Source organism: Neoaquamicrobium sediminum (assembly GCF_013240295.1).
GTDB classification, from domain to species: domain Bacteria; phylum Pseudomonadota; class Alphaproteobacteria; order Rhizobiales; family Rhizobiaceae; genus Aerobium; species Aerobium sediminum.
Map to the genome: position 1 here is coordinate 501973 of NZ_JABETK010000001.1, position 18335 is coordinate 520307.

Sequence of the window (18335 nt, forward strand, 5' to 3'; positions counted from 1 at the left end):
GTTAGATGCTTCGGGTTTGCCGCGTAGGTCGACGCTGGCGTGGGCCAGCCGGATTCCTGCCTCACCGTCGAACTGGCAGAAATGGGCAAGCCCGCTGAAACACTCCAGCGGGCTTTAAGATCGTCAGCGGCGCGATGACGGTTGAGCCGACGCTAGAATGCGCTTCCGTCGAATTTCCCGCGTTAAATCAGTCCCAGCAAAGCGCCCCGCCGTTCTGGTATTCGATCACGCGCGTTTCGAAGAAGTTCTTTTCCTTCTTCAGGTCCATCGCCTCGGACATCCATGGGAACGGGTTCTCGGCTTCCGCGAACACCGGCGCGAGGCCGAGCTGCGCGCAGCGCCGGTTGGCGATGAAATGCATGTACTGTTCGCACAATGCCGCATTCAGACCGAGGAAGCCGCGCGGCATGGTATCGCGACCGTAGGCAGCCTCCAGCCTGGCTGCATCGGCGATCATGCCGCGCACCTCATCCTGGAACGCCTTGGTCCACAGATGCGGATTCTCGAGCTTGATCTGGTTGATGACGTCGATGCCGAAGTTCAGATGGATCGACTCGTCGCGCAGGATGTACTGGTACTGCTCGGCGATGCCGACCATCTTGTTCCGCCGGCCGAGCGACAGGATCTGCGCGAAGCCGGTGTAGAACCACATGCCCTCGAAGATCACGTAGAAGGCAACAAGATCGCGCAGGAAGGCGGTATCGCTTTCTGGGGTGCCGGTCCGGAAATCAGGATTGTCGAGATTCTGAGTATGCTTCAGCGCCCACGCCGCCTTGTCGGTGATCGACGGCACCTCGCGGTACATATTGAAGAGCTCGCCTTCGTCGAGGGAAAGACTTTCCACGATGTACTGGAAGGTATGCGTGTGGATCGCCTCCTCGAACGCCTGGCGCAGCAGGTACTGCCGGCATTCGGGGTTTGTGAGATGGCGATAGATGGCCAGCACGATGTTGTTCGCCACCAGCGATTCGGACGCGGCGAAGAAGCCGAGATTGCGCTTGATCATGCGCCGCTCGTCATCCGTCAGCCCGTCCTTCGACTTCCACAGCGCGATGTCGGCCTGCATGGACACCTCGGTCGGCATCCAGTGATTGTTGCAGCCGGACAGATATTTCTCCCACGCCCAGCGATATTTCAGCGGCAGAAGCTGGTTCACGTCCGCGCGGGCGTTGATCATGCGCTTGTCGTCGACCGAGACGCGCGCGGCCCCGCGTTCGATCTCGCCAAGGCCTGTTGCGTCGGCAGCGGGTGCGCCGAGCGGCGGGGCGGACGGGGTAGCTTTTGGTTCTGACCAGTCGAGCATTTTTTTGTTCTCCTTGAATTCCTTGAGAGGTCGGCGCTGCCCGTCACCTGCCTGCTGGCATCCTCTCCCTACAAACAGGGAAAGGAGAGCAGTTTCAGCGTTGCGGCCGACCTCCTTCTCCCCGTTTACGGGGAGAAGGTCCCGGCAGGGGGATGAGGGGCGGCGCGAAGCTGCGCGATTGCCTTTCCGCCTACTGGCAAGCCTCGCAGTCGGGATCGTCGATGGCGCAGGCCTTACCCCATGCGGCGTCAGGGTCGATGGCGATCGGCGCGGCGGCGGGAGCAGCAGCCGCCATGGCGGCCACAGCGTTGAGTTTGCCGTCGGTGCCCTTCAGCGTCGACTTCTCGACATGGGTGGCCGAGCGCGAGCGCAGGTAGTAGGTGGTCTTGAGGCCCTTCTTCCAAGCGAAACGATAGAGCTCGTCGAGCTTCCGACCGCTCGGATTGGCGATGTAGAGATTAAGCGATTGGGCCTGATCGATCCATTTCTGGCGACGTGATGCGGCCTCGATCAGCCATGTGGAATCGATCTCGAACGCGGTTGCGTAGATCGCCTTGAGATCGTCCGGTATGCGGTCGATCTGACCAAGCGAACCATCGAAATATTTGAGGTCCGACACCATCACCTCGTCCCACAGGCCACGCTGTTTCAGGTCGTGCACGAGCTGTGCGTTGACCACGGTGAAGTCACCGCTCATGTTCGATTTCACGAACAGGTTCTGGTAGGCCGGCTCGATCGATTGCGACACGCCGCAGATGTTGGAAATGGTCGCCGTCGGCGCAATCGCCATCGTGTTGGAGTTGCGCATGCCGGTCTTCCTGACCCGCTTGCGCAACGCTCCCCAATCCAGCGTCGAACCGCTTTGCATCTCGACCCCCGGTCGCGCCTCCTCCAGCAGCCGGATCGAATCGACCGGCAGGATGCCCTTCGACCACAGCGAGCCCTCGAAGCTTGCATAGCGGCCGCGCTCGGCGGCCAGATCGACCGACGCCGAGATCGCGTGATAGCTGATTGCCTCCATCGAACGATCAGCAAATTCGACCGCCTCGTCCGAAGCGTAGGCGACGCGCAGCTTCTGCAACGCATCCTGGAAGCCCATCAGGCCGAGGCCTACCGGGCGATGGCGCAGGTTGGACGCGCGCGCTTCGGGGATGGTGTAGAAATTGATGTCGATGACGTTGTCGAGCATGCGCATGGCAGTGCCGACAGTCATCGCAAGGTGCGCGAGGTCGAGACCCTGCTCGCCGATGTGATTGAGCAGATTAACCGAGCCGAGATTGCACACGGCAACCTCGTCCTTCGAGGTATTCAGGGTGATTTCCGTGCACAGGTTGGACGAATGCACAACGCCGACGTGGCCCTGCGGCGAGCGGATGTTGCACGGGTCCTTGAAGGTGACCCACGGGTGCCCGGTCTCGAAAAGCATGGTCAGCATCTTGCGCCACAGGTCGAGCGCGCGGACCTTGCGGAACACCTTCAGCCCCCGGAAGCCGCCTTCGCCTCGTAGGCCTCGTAAGCCGTCCTGAAAGCCTTGCCGTAGAGGTCGTGCAGCTCGGGTGTCTCGTCGGGCGAAAACAGCGTCCATTCCGCGTCGGCCCCCACGCGTTCCATGAAGAGGTCCGGCACCCAGTTGGCCGTGTTCATGTCATGGGTACGGCGGCGGTCGTCGCCGGTGTTTTTCCTGAGGTCGAGGAACTCCTCGATGTCGACATGCCAGGTCTCGAGATAGGCGCATACCGCGCCCTTGCGCTTGCCGCCCTGGTTGACGGCGATGGCGGTGTCGTTGGCGACCTTCAGGAACGGCACGACGCCCTGGCTCTCGCCGTTGGTGCCCTTGATGTGGGCGCCAAGGCCGCGCACCGGCGTCCAGTCGTTGCCAAGCCCGCCCGAATATTTGGCAAGCAGCGCGTTGTCCTTCACGCCCTTGAAGATGGCGTCGAGGTCGTCGCCGATGGTGGTCAGGAAACAGGAGGAAAGCTGCGGCCGCGTCGTCCCCGAATTGAACAGCGTCGGCGTGGAAGCCATGAAATCGAACGACGACAGCAGGTCATAGAACTCGATCGCCCTGCCTTCGCGATCGATCTCACGGATCGCCAGCCCCATCGCGACGCGCATGAAGAAGGCCTGCGGCAGCTCGAAGCGCTTGCCCTTGGTATGCAGGAAATATCGGTCGTAGAGGGTCTGGAGCCCGAGATACTGGAAGTTCAGGTCGCGCTCCGGCTTCAAAGCCGCGCCGAGACGAGCCAGATCGAAACGGCCGAGTTCCGGGTCGATCAGCTCAGCCTCGATGCCGGTCTTGATGAAATCGGGGAAATAGCTCGCGTAACGGGCCGACATCTCGGCCTGCGTTGCCTGCTCGGCCCGGCCGGAAACGAAGGTCAGCGCCTCGCGCCACAACCTGTCGAGCAGCAGGCGGGCGGAAACGAAGGCGTAATTCGGCTCCTGTTCGACCAGTGTGCGCGCGGCGAGAATCGGTGCCAGAGACAGTTCGTCGAGCGTGATGCCGTCATAAAGGTTGCGCCGCGCTTCGGTAAGGATTGGAGTGGACGAGACCGCATCAAGGTCGGCACAGGCCTCTTCGACGACCTGCGCAAGGCGCGCTTCATCGAGCGGGAGAAGCGATCCGTCGTCCGCCTTCACATGCAGGGACGGCACGGCGCTTTCGGTCGACGTCGCCTTCCCGGCGGCACGCTCTCGCGCCCTCTCCTCGCGGTAGAGCATAGGCGCGCGCGACCTTGTGGTTTTCACCGCGCATCAGCGCGAGTTCCACCTGGTCCTGCACATCCTCGATGTGGAATGTGCGCCCCTCGCCGACGCGACGGGTGAGCGCGGAGACAACCTGCTCGGTCAGTTCCTCAACGACGTCGTGGACGCGCCGCGAGCCGGCCGCCGTCGAGCCCTCCACTGCGAGAAACGCCTTGGTCAACGCTACCGTGATCTTGGTCGGGTCGAAGGGCGTGACAGCGCCGTTGCGGCGAATGACGCGGTAGCCCGGTTCGGCCGCTGGCCGGTCGGCGGTTCCGATGGAAATCGGAACCGGTGCGGTCCCGCTGGTTTGCTGAGTAGAGGTTGCCGGCATCTTGTCCCCGTAGGTTTTGGACGGGGATTTCGCGGAACGCATGCCGGGGCGCACGGCGGACCGCGCATCAGCAACGCGCACCATCGGGACACCCCGCCCGAGGTTCGTGTGTGTTCGTCACGGCAGGTCTCCTGGCTCGCAGGTCGCCGCTTTCGTCGGCCTTCCCGGCGCTTTCGCACCAGTGGCGTAACTCGACGCAAGCTCACTGCTTACAGTTGCGGGGGCAGCGCCGGCCTTGCACTACATGCGCACCGGCTTCCCTCTTAGCTCTTGAGTCCATTCCGACTCGCAAGAACCATGACGACTACATCTAGTATCTGCTACGCGGACCATGTCAACGCGTAGCGTGAGATTTCCCGCGAGCAATGTTGCGCAGCCGGGTGAGCAGGCGCTAGCCGGCCGCTCCGAGTGCCCGCAGGACCTCATCGGTCGTGGTCACGGCGGCGACGTTCTGCAACGCGTAGTCAATCGAGGCGCGGTGCCAGTCGGCGTTCATGGTCGAGCAGGCATCCTCCGGCACGATCATGATGTAGCCCTTGTCGGCGCCGGTCCGCGCCGTGTGCTCGATGGACATGTTGGTCCAGGCGCCGGTCTCGATGATCGTGTCCCGCCCTTCGGCCTTGAGCACGGTTTCCAGAATGGTGCCTTCCCAGGCGCTCATACGGTTCTTGGAGACGACATGGTCGCCCGCCTGGGCTTCCAGCCCCGGCACGGGCTGGGCGCCCCAACTGCCTTTCACCAGCGCGTTGGCCTGCATCGTGTTCTCGAACAGCGGCGCATTCAGCGTCATGCCGCGTCCAGCATTGTCCACCTCGAACCAGACATGGATCACCGGGATACCTATGGCGCGACAATGCTGGGCTAGTCGGCGCGCATTCTCGATCGCGTTCTGCTCGCGGCAATGCTGCGGCGAACCGGAATCTGCGAAGGCTCCGCCCTCCATCACCACATCGTTCTGCATGTCCTGTATGATGAGTGCGCAGCGCGACGTGTCGAGCTTGAAGCTGCCATCGCCGGCCGCAGCGACGGGCTGGCTGGCCGATGGGCCTGAGCGCGCAGCAGCACGCGGGCGCATGAAAGGTTCGATACGCGGGCCGATCTTGACGTCCACGGCATAGACCGAGGTCGACGCGCAGAGACAACAGCGTGCGCCAGTCTTCCCCGCCCCAGTGAAGGTTGGCTGGGAGTTCGGGGATCGAAACCTTGCCGAGAAGCTGCCCCGCCGGATCGTAGACCCATACGCCGCCCGGCGCCGTCACCCAGACGTTGCCGTCCGCGTCGCACTTCATGCCGTCGGGCACGCCCGGCTTCAGCGTATCCTTGATGCCAGATGCGAACAGGCGGCGGCCGCCCAGCGTGCCGTCCGGCTTCACGTCGAAGACACGGATGTTGCACTGCTCGGTGTCGTTCACATAGAGCAGCGTCTCGTCGGGCGAGAAACACAGTCCGTTGGGCTGGCTGAAGAGGTAGCGGTCGACCAGCAATTGTGGTTCGCCGCCGACCTGTCCGGGCGGGATGCGGAACACGCCCTGCCAGCCGAGCTGGCGCGGTCGCTCCACGCCGTAATGCGCCATGCGGCCGTACCATGGGTCGGAGAAATAAATCGCCCCGCTGGAGTGTACGCACAGATCGTTCGGACTGTTCAGCTCCTTGCCATCGAAATGGCTGGCAACGACATCGCGGCGGCCGTCAGGCCCGAACCGCGCTACGCTCGACGTGGCGTGCTCGCAAACCAGCAGGTTGAGGTCGGCATCGTAGGTCATGCCGTTGCCCTTGTTGGCCGGCCGCATGACCTCCCGCACGCCGTCGCGGTCCCAGCGCCGGCGCACATCGCCGGGCATGTCCGAGAACAGCAGATGATGCTCGAGCGGATGCCAGATCGGCCCCTCGGTGAAGATGAAGCCGGACCCGATCTGCCGCACCGGCGCGTGTTCGTCGATCAGATCGCGGAAATGCGGTCTTGCTGCGTCGTGCGCCATTGTCCCCTCCTCGTATCGCCGAACCTAGACCGGGAACCAGTTGCGGCGGTGCACCGTCTGGCTCACCGGGCCCGGCACGGCCATGTCGAGCCGGCCGACGATCTGGCCGTTTTCCACCTTGGCCGGCTTGTCGTGCACCGGCAGCAGGAAACGCGAACCGTTAAGCAGCTTCTTGATCGCAGCCTTTTCCGAGCGTTTCGATCCGGCATGGTTGCCGGTGACCTGCGGCTCGTTGGCCTGGATCTGATGGAACGGTTCGACGATCTGGTTCTGGATGTCGTAGATCACATCACCGCAGATGGTGGCGCGGCCCTCGGCGGTTTCGACATGGACGTTCATCGAGCCCTCGGTGTGGGCGTTGGCGGCCTCCAGAACCACACCCGGGATCAGCTCCACCGGCCCCGAAAGCTCCAGATCCTCGAAGCGCAGCGCGCCGGGCGTGTGCAGCCGTTCTACGAGATGCATGATGTCAGGCTTCGGATATTGCGGATGCATGAGCCCCGAGACCGAGCATTCCATCTCACGGCGGTTTATCACCACCGTCGTGTTCATCGGGAAATGGTCGTCCTTGCCGGCGTGGTCGATGTGCAGATGCGTATGGCAGATGTAGCGGACGTCGCCGGGCTTCACCCGTGCCGGGCAAGCTGGTTCTCGATCATCTGCTCATGGAACTGCAGGCCGCGCATGCCAAGCGTTTCCATGATCGCGTTGTCGCGGAATCCGGTGTCGACAACGATCGGATACTGCCCGCCGAGGATCAGAAACCCATAGGTGTAGACACGCGCCCTGATCCCGCAGTTGCGGCCGAGCACGAGGAAGCTCGATTCGAGCTCGATGTCGCCATAGTCGAGAACCTTGATTTCAAGAGCCATGGTCCCTCTCCCTCCCTTGCCTGATGCTCAAAGCCGGTAGACCCGCTTTGCCGTGTCGTAAAAGATCGCTTTCTGCCGTCCCGCGCTGAGGTCGTTCGCGGCCTTCAGGAAGGCGCGCATGAGCTCCCCGTAGCTGGTCCACAGTTTCTCGATGGGGAAATTGGAGCCGTAGAGGCAGCGTTTCGCGCCGAAGATCGCGACGGTGTCGTGCAGGATGCGCTCGATGTGCGCAGTGTCGTTCTGGTGGATGAAGGTGCCGAAGGCCGAAAGTTTCGAGACGACGTTCTCCTGCTTTGCAAGCTTGCGCATCTGCGCCTTCCACGTGGCGCGGCCGTCGTCGGAAAGGTCCTCCAGCATGCCGGCATGCTGGAGGATGAACGTGATCTTGGGGCATGCTTCCGCAAGCTCGGCCGCCCCGTCCATCTGGTCGGCAAAGACCTGCAGGTCGAAGCTCCAGTCGTAATCCTTCAGATAGGCGACGTTGCGCTGCACGTTGGCGTCACGACATAGGTCGGGCGTGCTGGCGAAACGGTACTGCTCGTTCTCGTGCCAGTGGAACTGCTGGCGGATGCCGCGCATCAGCGGATATTTCGCAAGCTTGTCGAGGGCGGGCCGCGCGTCCGGAACCGTCATGTCGCAATAGCCGACGATCGCATGCGGCCATCCCGTGCGGTCGGCCGCTTCCTGCACCCACGCAACCTCATCCTCGGCCCAGTTGGGCGCCCAGTTCGCCTGCACGTAGACGGATTTCTCGACGCCGCTTCCCGCAATGTCCTCCAGATATTCTTCGATCGGGTAGTCGCGCTTGATCGCGTCATAGGCGCCGAAGATGCGCGGCTGGGTGGGCCCGAGAAGCCAGGGCAGATCCGCTTGCCGCCAGATATGATGATGCGCGTCGATGATCTTCATGCAGACAGTCTCCGTTCGAAGCCGAGCACCTCCGCGCACACGCTTCGCGCGCTCGATCCATCGCCGAGCCGGTCGATGAATGGCAGCACCGATCTGAGCGCGCCGGTCTCGGCGGTATAGGCCGCACCGCCGGCAAGCGGGCTCAGCCACAGGATGCGCCATGCAAGCCGCGCCAGGCGTTGCATCGCATCGGTCATGGCGGTGTGGTCGCCACGCTCCAATCCGTCGGAAAGAACGACGACCAGCGCCCCGCGCGAAAAACCGGAAAAGCGCGGCACGGCGAGGAATGCCTGCAAGGCATCGCCAAGCCGCGTGCCGCCATCCCAGTCCGCCACGAGCGTCGAAGCGAGCCCAAGCGCCTGGTCGCGGCTGCGTCGACGGAGTGCCCGCGTGATGCGCGTAAGACGGGTTCCGAGCGTGAAGACCTCGAGCCTGTCCGCCGCCTGCGCCAAGGCATGGGCAAAGCGCAGATAGGTGTCGGTGTTGTCCTTCATCGATCCGGACACGTCGATCAGCAGCAAGATACGCCGGCGCCGCTGCCTGCGATCGAGCGTCGGCAGATGCACGACCTCGCCATCGCGCGCGACCGCTTCGCGCAGCGCCCCGCGCATGTCGAGACGACCGCGCCCCTTACCCGCGACAAGCCTTCGCGAGCGCCTGCGCGGCAGTTCCGATGGCGCGCGGCGACGGAAACGGCGCAGCGCCTCAGCCCCCGAGAGCTCGGCAAATCGGCGATTAAACAAGCGCTCCGCCCCCGTCGGCGTGCCGCCCGACTCTTCGGCCTCGTCGGTTTCAGGCGGCTCCACACCGCCATCGCGATCGTCATAGGCCTCCAGTTCGTCCTCGTCCGGCTCGCCGGTCGCGGCCGGGAGCGATTGTCCGAGGAAGGCCAGTCGAAACAGCGCATCGAACTCGTCGCGGCGATCCGGCGACGGGCCGATTGTGGCGAGGGCTGCGCGGTGAATCTCCTCCATCGAGCGCGGACCGAGCAGTCCCACCGCAGCGACGAATGTCTGGGTCTGCTCCGGCGCAACCGCGAAACCGTTGGTCCGCAGCAGGGTCGCGAACTCGACAAAGGGCAGAAGCGGACGGGGAAGCGGATCGTTCACGCCGCAGCCTCCCGCAGCATGTCGTCCAGGCGGGATTCGAGAAAGGTCAGGTCGTCCTGGTCCTTCAGCGCAACGCCGATGGCCCGCCGGAACGCCGCCGGCCACTCAGCACCCTGCTCGTGCAGCAAGGTCGCTGCTTCCGCCCACTCCACGGTTTCCGCAACGCCCGGCGGCTTCGCAAGCGGCTCGGCACGCAGCGCACCGACCGCCGCCACCACGCGATAGGCCGTGTCGTGCGCCACCTGGCTGGCGCGCATCATTACGATCTCGGCCTCGCGCGTCGGATGGGGATAATCGATCCAGTGATAGACGCAGCGCCGCCGCAAGGCCTCATGAAGCTCGCGCGTGCGGTTGGAAGTGAGCACCACAACCGGATGTTCCTGCGCGCGGATCGTCCCGCGCTCAGGAATCGAGATCGAGAAGTCGGAGAGGAACTCCAGCAGGAACGCTTCGAACTCGTGGTCGGCACGATCGATCTCGTCGATCAGCAGGACGGTGTCGCGCGGATGGCGCAGCGCCTCCAGCATGGGCCGTGCGATGAGGAAGTCGTCGGCATAGATGTTGACGAATTCCTCCCGCGCCTGGCGGATCGCCAGCATCTGGCGCGGATAGTTCCATTCGTAAAGCGCGTGGGCGGAATCGATTCCCTCGTAACATTGCAGCCGCACGAGCTGGCGTCCAAGCACGGAGGCGATGGCCTTTGCACCCTCCGTCTTGCCGACGCCAGGCGCGCCCTCGAGCAGCAGCGGCTTGCCGAGCGCCAGCGCGAGATAGGCGGCCGTCGCCAGGCTGTCATCGGCCAGATATTGCGCATCGCGCAGCGAGGTTGCGAGGCGATCAGGGCTGTCTATGCCGACGATGGAGCGCCTTATCGGCATGGGGCACCCCGCTGGTCACCGTCGCGTTCCTTCGCGCCCCCTCTGTCCTGCCGGACATCTCCCCCACGAGGGGGAGATCAGCCGACCGCCCGACTTTCGCAAATCATCAACCTGGGCGTTGCAGAAAGGACGATGAGCGCGAAGCTGCCGATCTCCCCCTCGTGGGGAGATGTCCGGCAGGACAGAGGGGGCAACGTAGAGCACCTGCATCCTAGAAGCCCCTCAACCCCGCCGGCCCTGCGGCTGCGCACCGCCGTTGGCGCGGATGCCGCGCAGCACCTTTTCCGGCGTGATGGGCAATTCGTCGATGCGGACCCCGACGGCGTTGAAAACGGCATTGACCATCGCCGGCAGCACCGGATTGGCGCACATTTCGCCCGGCCCCTTGCCGCCAAAGGGGCCATCCGGCGCGGGACGCTCGAGGATCGCGATGTTATGCGGGGCGATGTCGCCCGGCCCGGGCATCAGATAGGTGTTGAAGTCGAGCGGACCGTGGCTGCGTTCGGGATAGTAGGGTTCCGTGGTCTCCCATGCTGCATGGCTCATACCCATCCAGGCCCCACCCACGAGCTGCTGCTCGACAAGGCGCGGGTTCAGCGCTCGCCCGAGCTCGTAGGCACTGTTCATCTGGATGACATCAATTTCGCCGGTCTCGTCGTCGACATCGACGTCGACGATCAGCGCGGCATGGGCGAAACAGGACACCGGCGTCATCTCGCCGGTATCGGCGTCAACCTCCGACAGCGGGATCAGGAAGATGCCGCGCCCCGAAACGGTGCGGCCCTGCTTGAACTGCGCCGCCCCGCAGGCTTCGGCCGTGGTGATCGATTTCGAGGGGGCGCCCTTCACGTGGATGTTGCCCTTGCCGTCGGTTACGAGATCGGCGGGGTCGACCTCCAGTTCCTCGGCCGCCGCTTCGAGCATGACCGAGCGCGCTTCCTGCGCGGCCTGGATCACCGCATTGCCGACGCGGTGCGTGCCGCGCGAGGCGAAAGAGCCCATGCAGTGCGGGCCGGTGTCGGAGTCGGCCGTATCCACATAGACGTCCTCGACCGGCACGCCGAGCGTTTCGGCAGCGATCTGGCGTGTCACCGATTTCATGCCCTGGCCGAGATCGATGGAAGACAGCGCCACCATGAACTTGCCGCCGGGATTGGAGTGCACGAGCGCCTGAGAAGGGTCACCGCCGAGATTCATGCCGATGGGATAGTTGATCGAGGCAAAGCCACGTCCACGATGGATCGCCATGTCATCGCCTCCTGAGGCCGGAGATAGAGGAAAACCGCGTGTGTCGTTGCTCGGTTGCAGCCGGTGGCGGGGGCGGTGCAGAGGCGGGTTGCACAGGCTGCGGCCGGGGCTGTTCGACACGCGGCGTCACCGGCGCACTTTCGTGCCGCGCCATCTGGGGCGGCGGCGTCGCGGATGGCTGCGTCGCCCTGGACTTCTTGGCGTAACTCTGCGCGGTGAACCCGGTGACGAGACCGTTCTGGTCGGTCGCCGTATGGGCGGGCAGCCGGCCGCGCTCGCCGCCGCCATCGCGCAGCGACGATGCCTGGCTGGCCGCCTGGCTGATCGGCCACTTGGCCTTTTCGGCAGCCACCTGGCAGCACTCGATCAGCGCCGTGTTCTTGGCGAGGCGACGATGCGCCTTCATGTCGCCGTCGCGATAGGCGTTGAGGATGCGCAGTTCGATCGGATCGATGCCGACTTCGTGCGCCACCTTGTCCATATGCGCTTCGATGGCGAAATCGACACCGGTGATGCCGAAGCCGCGCATGGCGGTGGCCGGCGTGCGGTTGGTGAAGACGCAATAGACGTCGGCATAGACGTTGGGGATAGTGTACGGCCCGGGCAGGTGACCCACACCCTTTATGATGGCGTAGCTGGAAAGCCGCGTGTAGGCACCACTGTCGAAATAGCCGACGAACTTGCGGGCGACGATGCGCCCGTCGTTCATCACACCGTCCTTGAGATACCAGCGTTCCGCGCCGCGCGGCGCGCCCACCTGCATCTCCTCCTCGCGGTCGAAGATGTATTTGCATGGCCTGCCGGTCAGCATCGTGCCCAGCACCGCCATGGGCTCATGCAACGAATCGACCTTGCCGCCGAAGCCGCCGCCCACGGTGCCGCCGATGAAATGCAGCCGGTTGGACGGCGTCTTGAGCAGCTTCGACGTGGTGTCGAGCGAGAAGAACAGCGCCTGCGTGGACGTGTAGACGACGTAGCGGTCGTTGGTCTCGGGGGCAGCGATCGCGCCGCAGGTCTCCGTCGGCGCCTGCTCGATGGGCGACATCTGGTATCGTCCCTCGATGATGCGGTCGGCCTGACGGAAACCGGCTTCCACGTCGCCGTAGCGCAGCTTCTGGTGGTCGTACCGGCCGTGATAGACGAAGAGGTTCTTCGGGTAGACCTCGTTGACCACCGGCGCGCCCGGCTTGACCGCTTCCTCAACGTCAAAGACGGCTGGAAGCTCTTCCCAGTCGACCCGAACCTTCGCGACCGCGTCGCGTGCGGCCCGCTCGGTCTCGGCGACCACCGCCGCTACCGGCTCGCCCTTGTAGGCGACCTTCTTGTCAGAAAGCAGCGGCTCGTCATCGAGGCCGAAGTCGAGCAGCGACAGCAGCGTATTGAGGTTATGCGGCACGTCCTTGCCGGTGATGATCCTCACCACGCCCGGCATGCGTTCTGCTTCGCTTGTGTCGATGCGCCGGATGCGCGCGTGATGGTGCGGGCTTCTCACGCAGCGGATGTGAAGCAGTCCGTCGAAGAGATGGTCGTCGAAATAGGGCGACCTGCCGGTGACGTGGCCAAGCGCATCCTGGCGCTGGGTCGGCTTGCCCACCTCGTTCAGGTTGTCGTCGCGCTCGTCGGCGAAATATTCCTTGCGGAACTCGATGCTCATTTGGCTCACCTACCCGTAGCGCCGCGCACCGCCGGCCTTCGCCGCGGCAAGGATCGCGTTGATGATCGGCTCGTAGCCGGTGCAGCGGCAGATATTGCCGGAGATGGCTTCCACGATGTCCTCGCGCGAAGGGTCCGGGTTACGCTCCAGCAGCGCGCTCGCGGCCATCAGCATGCCCGGCGTGCAGTAGCCGCATTGGGCGGCGAACCCATCCATGAAGGCGGCCTGCAGCGGATGAAGCTCGCTGCCGCGCGCAAGCCCGGCGGTGGTGGAGACCTGCCGGCCGTCGATGGTTTCGGCGAGCGTCAGGCATGACAGATGCGGCTCGCCATCGATCAGCACCGTGCAGGTGCCGCAGGTTCCCTGCCCGCAGCCATATTTCGGCGTCAGGTCGCCGACTCCGCGACGCAGCACATCGAGGAGGTTCTGCCCGTCGTCGACGAACACCGCCTTTTCCGAGCCGTTGAGACGAAACTGGACCGGTTTCTTCGCCATGCCTATCTCCGTTCCCCGGCCAGAAGCCGTTTCAGATGCACACCGGCCACCTCCGCCCGATACCAGGATGAGGCGAGCGCGTCGGTCGGCGGCGCGATGCCCTCTACCGCCAGCGCGGCCGCCCGATCGATGGCAGCGGCATCGAGCGCCTGTCCTTCAAGCGCGCGTTCGACCGCAATAGCGCGCAGCGGCGTCGGCCCCATTGCGCCATAGGCGACGCGCGCGCCCTGCACGCGCCCGCCCGACTGCGGCAGGAGCGCCGCGATCGACATCAGCGACACACCCTTCGGCTTCACGCGACTGACCTTGGTGAAGCGAAATGCGGCGGGGTCACGCGGCCGTGGCACCGTGACCGACTGGACCAGCGAGGTCGCATGGCGGTCGCGGTCGCGGTCGCGCAGGAACTCGTCGATCGGCATGCTGCGGCTGCCGCTGCCGGCGAGCTGCACCGTGGCGCCCAGAGCCAGCAGCGCCACGGCGAGATCGCCGTAATTGCCGCTGGCAAACAGGTTGCCGCCAACGGTCGCCATGTTGCGGATGGCCGGACCGCCGATCACCCGCGCGACGGTTGCGAGGAATGCCGCATCGCGATTGGCGACGAGCGCGGCCATGGTGACCCCGGCACCGATGACGAGACCGTCGCCCTGCATCCTGATCGTCCGAAAATCGGGATCGCGCAGTCGAATGATCGTATCGAACGACTGGTCGCCGGCATTCACCGCGCGCATGACAAGCGTGCCACCGCCAAGAAAACGCGCCGAACGGCTTGCCGAGAGGGCGCGCGCGGCCTCTTCAACGCGATCGTAGGTCTCCACTTTCACGGGCATCAGGCCCCTCCCTGCGATGCGGGCGCTAGCCCCATGAAGGCGCGGACAGCGTGAAAGCCGCCCTCGTAGATTTCCTCGCCGACCTGCTTCTGAAGCTCGGCTTCGCGGCCCGGCGGCGTGTCGAAGCGCGACTCCCAGTGCCAGAACGTCATATCGCCGTCGGTCACCGGGATCAGACGGACATGGGCGACGTAGTTGAGCAACGGGATCGGCGTATCGAGCAGGCAATAGGAGAACGCCATGTCGATGTCGGACATGGTCAGAAGCTGCTCGCGCAGTTCCGAACCATCGGCCAGATAGAAGCGGCGAACGCATCCAACCTTGTCGGAGGGCTGTCCGCGCTCGATGTGGCTGTCGGCGACCGCCGGGTGCCACTGGTCGTGGCCGTTGAAGTCGCGCAGCACCTCCCACACGGCCTCGACAGGCGCTTCCATGATGGTGGATTTGACGATCTTCACCATGGGGCGATCTCTTTGGTTGATCGCAACTCCCGAATGCTTCGCGTTCCTTCACGCCCCCTCTGTCCTGCCGGACATCTCCCCCACAAGGGGGAGATCGGCAGCTTCACGCTCAGCGCTGCCTCTCCAACGCTGGAGATTGGCGAAAGATCGGCCGACGGCTGATCTCCCCCGTGTGGGGGAGATGGCCGGCAGGCCAGAGGGGGCAACGTAAAGAGGCAGCGTCGGCAAGCATCCGCCTATCCCCCGAAATGTCGCTTGAGCGCGTCGAAGCCGCCCTGGAAAACATTGGTGCCGATCCCCCGACGAGGTCGTCGGCCACCTCGTCGGCGCACTCGAACTCGGCCGACCATTCGGCAAAGGTGCGGTCGCCATCCGTTATCGGCGTTAGCCGCAACGTCGCGACGTAATCGGTCAGCGGCATCGGTCCTTCGAGGATCGCGTAGGTGCAGAACATGTCGTAGTCCGACAGGCCGAGCAGCTTTTCGCGTAGGCGGTCGCCGTTCTGCAGCGTGAAATCGCGCACGCAGCCGACCTTGTCGGAAGGCTCGCCGTTTTCGATGCGGCTTTCGCGGATGCGGGGATGCCAGCGCGGCAGCGCGTTGAAATCCCTGATCCGTTCCCAAACCCTGGCGGGCGGCGCATCGATGACAGTGGAGACGAATACCCTTGGCATTGCCGGCTCCTATTTCTTCGACCGCGAACCGGACGACGATTTGCCGCCGCCATCGGACCCGCTGCCGCCACCGCTGGAGCCACCGTCACCTCCAGAGCGCTGCTGTTTCTGCACCTCACCGGCGATGCGCGTCAGGTCGGACGCCTCGCGGATCAGGCCGCCCTGCTTCGTCAGGTTGCCACCCTCGATGCCGATGTCGGCAAGCAGGCTGTCGACCAGCGGGGCCTGGACGCGATAGCGAAGCGCCGAGTTGATGACCTCGTCGGTCATGTTGGCCCGTTCGCCCCCGTGTCCGCCTGCGATGCCGTCGAGCTGCATGATGCGGATGTCCTGGATCTTCTCCAGCGGCTTGACGGAGGCCGAAACGATGCCCTCGACATGCTCCAGCAGCTTGCGGCGGAACAGCGAATGCCGGGCCGGATCGGACAGCACGTTTTCGGCCTCGTTGAGCAGCTTCTGCGCCTCGGCCTCGACCGCGCGGCGGACCTTCTCGGCCTCGGCGGCGATCTTTTCCTCCTGAGCGCGCTTCTCCGCCATCAGCACATCGACGCTCTTGCGACGGTTGGCCTCCTCGGTCTCGCGGGCGGTCTTGATCTGCTCCTCGGCCTCGGCCGCGCGGGCTCTGGCAATGTCGGCCTCGGCACGGGCAGCCGATTCCTCCAGCGATTTGCGGTAGAGCACGATGGCCTTTTCCATCTGCGCGCTCTCGATATTGCGCTCGCGCTCGACCTCCAGCCGGCGCCGCTCGGTCTCGTGACCGATGCGGGCCTCGTCGAGACCTCGCTCGGACGCGATGCGGGCGCGTTCAATCTCTTCTTTCGAAGCAATCTCGGCCTCGCGAAGCGTCTGGACGCGGGCGATCTCGAGCTGTTCCAGCGCGCGCTGGCGTTCGAGCTTTGCCGCGTCCAGAGCCTGCTGGCGTGCGATGTCGCTGCGCTCCACGTCGCGCTGCGCCAGGATCTCGGCCTGCCGCACCTTGGCGTCCGCCTCGGCGCGTTCGCTCTTTCTGGCGGCGAGCTCGACGATGCGCCGTTCGCTCGCCTCCTCGACGATCCGCTCGCGTTCGATCTCGCGTTCCCGCGTCTCCTGCTCGGCGGTGATGCGCTCGAAGTCGAGCATCTTTCTCTGCGCGATGCGGGCGGCCTCGACCGCCTCGTCGGCCGCGACCTGCGCCTCGTCCAGCATCTGCCGGCGTTCGATGTCGCGCTCACGCGTGCCGCGTTCGCTGTCGATGCGCTCGCGCTCGATCTTGGCTTCCACCTCGATGCGGGCACTTTCGATCAGCTCGCGTGCCGAGATGTCGGCCTGGTCGACGGCCCGGTTGCGGGCGATTTCGCGTTCGCGCGTTTCCTGCTCGTAGGCGATGCGTTCGGCCGCGATCTTCTTTTCGCGCGCGATGCGGGCTGCCTCTGTGGCTTGTCCCGCAGCGATCTCGGCTTCCTCCAGCGCCTTCTGCTTGCCGATCTCCAGCTCGCGGATCTTGCGGTCCGTCTCGATGCGCTCTTCGTTGGTGTTGGCAGCTTCGAGAATACGCAACTTCTCGGTCGCCTCGCGTGAGGCGATCTCGGCTTCCTCGATGGCACGGCTGCGCTCGATCTCGCGCCGGCGAATGTCCTGCTCGGTCGTGATGCGGCTTTCGGCGACCGCGCGCTCCTGTTCGATGCGGGCCTTCTCGGTCGATTCCTTTGCTGCGATCTCGGCCTGATCGACTTCGCGCTGGCGAGAGATTTCGCGAGTTTGCGTTTCCTTCTCGTTATCGATGCGCGCTTCCTTGATCGCGCGTTCCTGCGCGATGCGGGCCTTCTCGATCTCCTCGCGCGTGGTGATTTCGGCAGAGTCGATTGCGCGCTGGCGCTCGATCTCGCGCTGCCTGATCTCGCGTTCGGAGGCGATGCGGCTTTCTGCAATCGACTGCTCGTTGGCGATGCGCGCGCGCTCGATCGCTTCTCGCGCGGTGATCTGCGCACTTTCGGCCTCGGTATCGCGTTCGGCGCGTTCGCGGGCAAGCTGCGCGCGCTGGTGGGCGCGCCGGAACTCGACGTCGCGCTCCTGCTCCAGCCTTGCCTCTTCGCTCGCGCGCTCGATCTCGAGCGACTGCTTCTCCGCCTCGAGGTTGCGGGTGCGGATCTGGATCATCGCACCCTGCTCGATGTCGTTGCGCAGCGTGCGACGCTCTTCGATGTCCTTGATGAGCGCCGTCAGACCTTCGGCATCGAAGCGGTTCGAGGGGTTGAAATATTCGAGCGCGGTCTGGTCGATGTCGACGATAGCGACCGACTCCAGCTCCAGGCCGTTGCGGGACAAGTCTTCCTGCGCCGCCTCGCGAACGCGGCTGACATAGACCCCGCGCTGCTCGTGCATTTCGCCCATCGACATTTCGGCCGCGACCGCGCGCATGGCGCTTTCAAATTTGCCGACCAGCAGTTCGTGCAGGTTCTTGGCGTCCAGCGTTCGCCGGCCCAGCGTGGAGGCCGCAACCGACACCGCCTCGCGTGTCGGCCGCACCCGCACATAGAACTCCGCTTCCACATCGATGCGCATGCGGTCGCGGGTAATCAGGGCCTGGTCCTTGTTGCGGACGACCTCCAGCACCAGCGTGTTCATGCTGACCGGTGTTACGTCGTGGACGATGGGCCATACGAAGGCGCCGCCGTCGATCACAACCTTCTCGCCGAGGAAGCCGGTCCGCACGAAGGCTATCTCCTTCGTCGACCGGCGGTAGAGCCAGTTCATCACCCAGTAGATGATGGCGATGACTATGACGGCTGCGATGAGCCACAGGATGAGCTGGCCGATGATCTGTCCAGTCATTTTCGTCCCTCCCGCGAAGGTGCCGACGTGATGAATT

The 18335-nt window shown here is 64.6% G+C and carries 10 protein-coding genes, 4 pseudogenes and 1 riboswitch; all 14 genes and pseudogenes read right to left on the bottom strand.

All coding sequences use genetic code 11. The annotated features are described in order from the left end of the window. Positions 1–187: 187 nt before the first annotated feature. A complete protein-coding gene (locus HK436_RS02420) occupies positions 188–1303 on the bottom strand; it encodes a ribonucleotide-diphosphate reductase subunit beta (RefSeq protein ID WP_173187058.1) in 1116 nt (371 codons plus the stop codon). 190 nt (positions 1304–1493) lie between these two features. Continuing rightward, positions 1494–4382 (bottom strand): annotated as a pseudogene (locus HK436_RS02425) (ribonucleoside-diphosphate reductase subunit alpha). 104 nt (positions 4383–4486) lie between these two features. After that, positions 4487–4697, bottom strand: a riboswitch (cobalamin riboswitch). A gap of 76 nt (positions 4698–4773) precedes the next feature. Next, a pseudogene (locus HK436_RS02430) lies at positions 4774–6361 on the bottom strand (isochorismatase family protein). Between the two features lie 24 nt (positions 6362–6385). Further along, positions 6386–7233, bottom strand: a pseudogene (locus tag HK436_RS02435) (N-acyl homoserine lactonase family protein). Positions 7234–7260: 27 nt separating this feature from the next. After that, positions 7261–8142, bottom strand: a complete 882-nt coding sequence (locus HK436_RS02440) for an amidohydrolase family protein (protein WP_173187060.1) — start codon at positions 8140–8142, stop codon at positions 7261–7263. Continuing rightward, the gene (locus tag HK436_RS02445; protein WP_173187062.1) at positions 8139–9251 is read right to left on the bottom strand and encodes a vWA domain-containing protein; all 1113 of its coding nucleotides are present in this window, start codon (positions 9249–9251) and stop codon (positions 8139–8141) included. Before HK436_RS02445 ends, HK436_RS02440 begins: the two co-directional genes overlap by 4 nt. Next, a complete protein-coding gene (locus HK436_RS02450; RefSeq protein WP_173187064.1) occupies positions 9248–10129 on the bottom strand; it encodes an AAA family ATPase in 882 nt (293 codons plus the stop codon). The genes HK436_RS02445 and HK436_RS02450 overlap by 4 nt, the downstream gene beginning before the upstream one ends. Positions 10130–10351: 222 nt before the next feature. Beyond that, complete coding sequence (locus HK436_RS02455; RefSeq protein WP_173187065.1) at positions 10352–11377, bottom strand: xanthine dehydrogenase family protein molybdopterin-binding subunit; 1026 nt, start codon at positions 11375–11377, stop codon at positions 10352–10354. A 1-nt stretch (position 11378) separates the two neighbouring features. Next, entirely contained in the window at positions 11379–13031 is a 1653-nt protein-coding gene (locus HK436_RS02460; RefSeq protein WP_173187067.1) for a xanthine dehydrogenase family protein molybdopterin-binding subunit, read from the bottom strand. A gap of 9 nt (positions 13032–13040) precedes the next feature. Further along, complete coding sequence (locus HK436_RS02465) at positions 13041–13526, bottom strand: (2Fe-2S)-binding protein (protein ID WP_173187069.1); 486 nt, start codon at positions 13524–13526, stop codon at positions 13041–13043. 2 nt (positions 13527–13528) lie between these two features. After that, a complete protein-coding gene (locus HK436_RS02470; protein WP_173187071.1) occupies positions 13529–14353 on the bottom strand; it encodes an FAD binding domain-containing protein in 825 nt (274 codons plus the stop codon). Continuing rightward, a complete protein-coding gene (locus HK436_RS02475; RefSeq protein ID WP_173187073.1) occupies positions 14353–14814 on the bottom strand; it encodes an SRPBCC family protein in 462 nt (153 codons plus the stop codon). The genes HK436_RS02470 and HK436_RS02475 overlap by 1 nt, the downstream gene beginning before the upstream one ends. Before the next feature lie 236 nt (positions 14815–15050). Next, positions 15051–15487, bottom strand: a pseudogene (locus HK436_RS02480) (SRPBCC family protein). A 9-nt stretch (positions 15488–15496) separates the two neighbouring features. Next, positions 15497–18298: a flotillin family protein gene (locus HK436_RS02485; RefSeq protein WP_173187075.1), complete on the bottom strand. Its 2802-nt coding sequence runs from the start codon at positions 18296–18298 to the stop codon at positions 15497–15499. Positions 18299–18335: the final 37 nt, after the last annotated feature.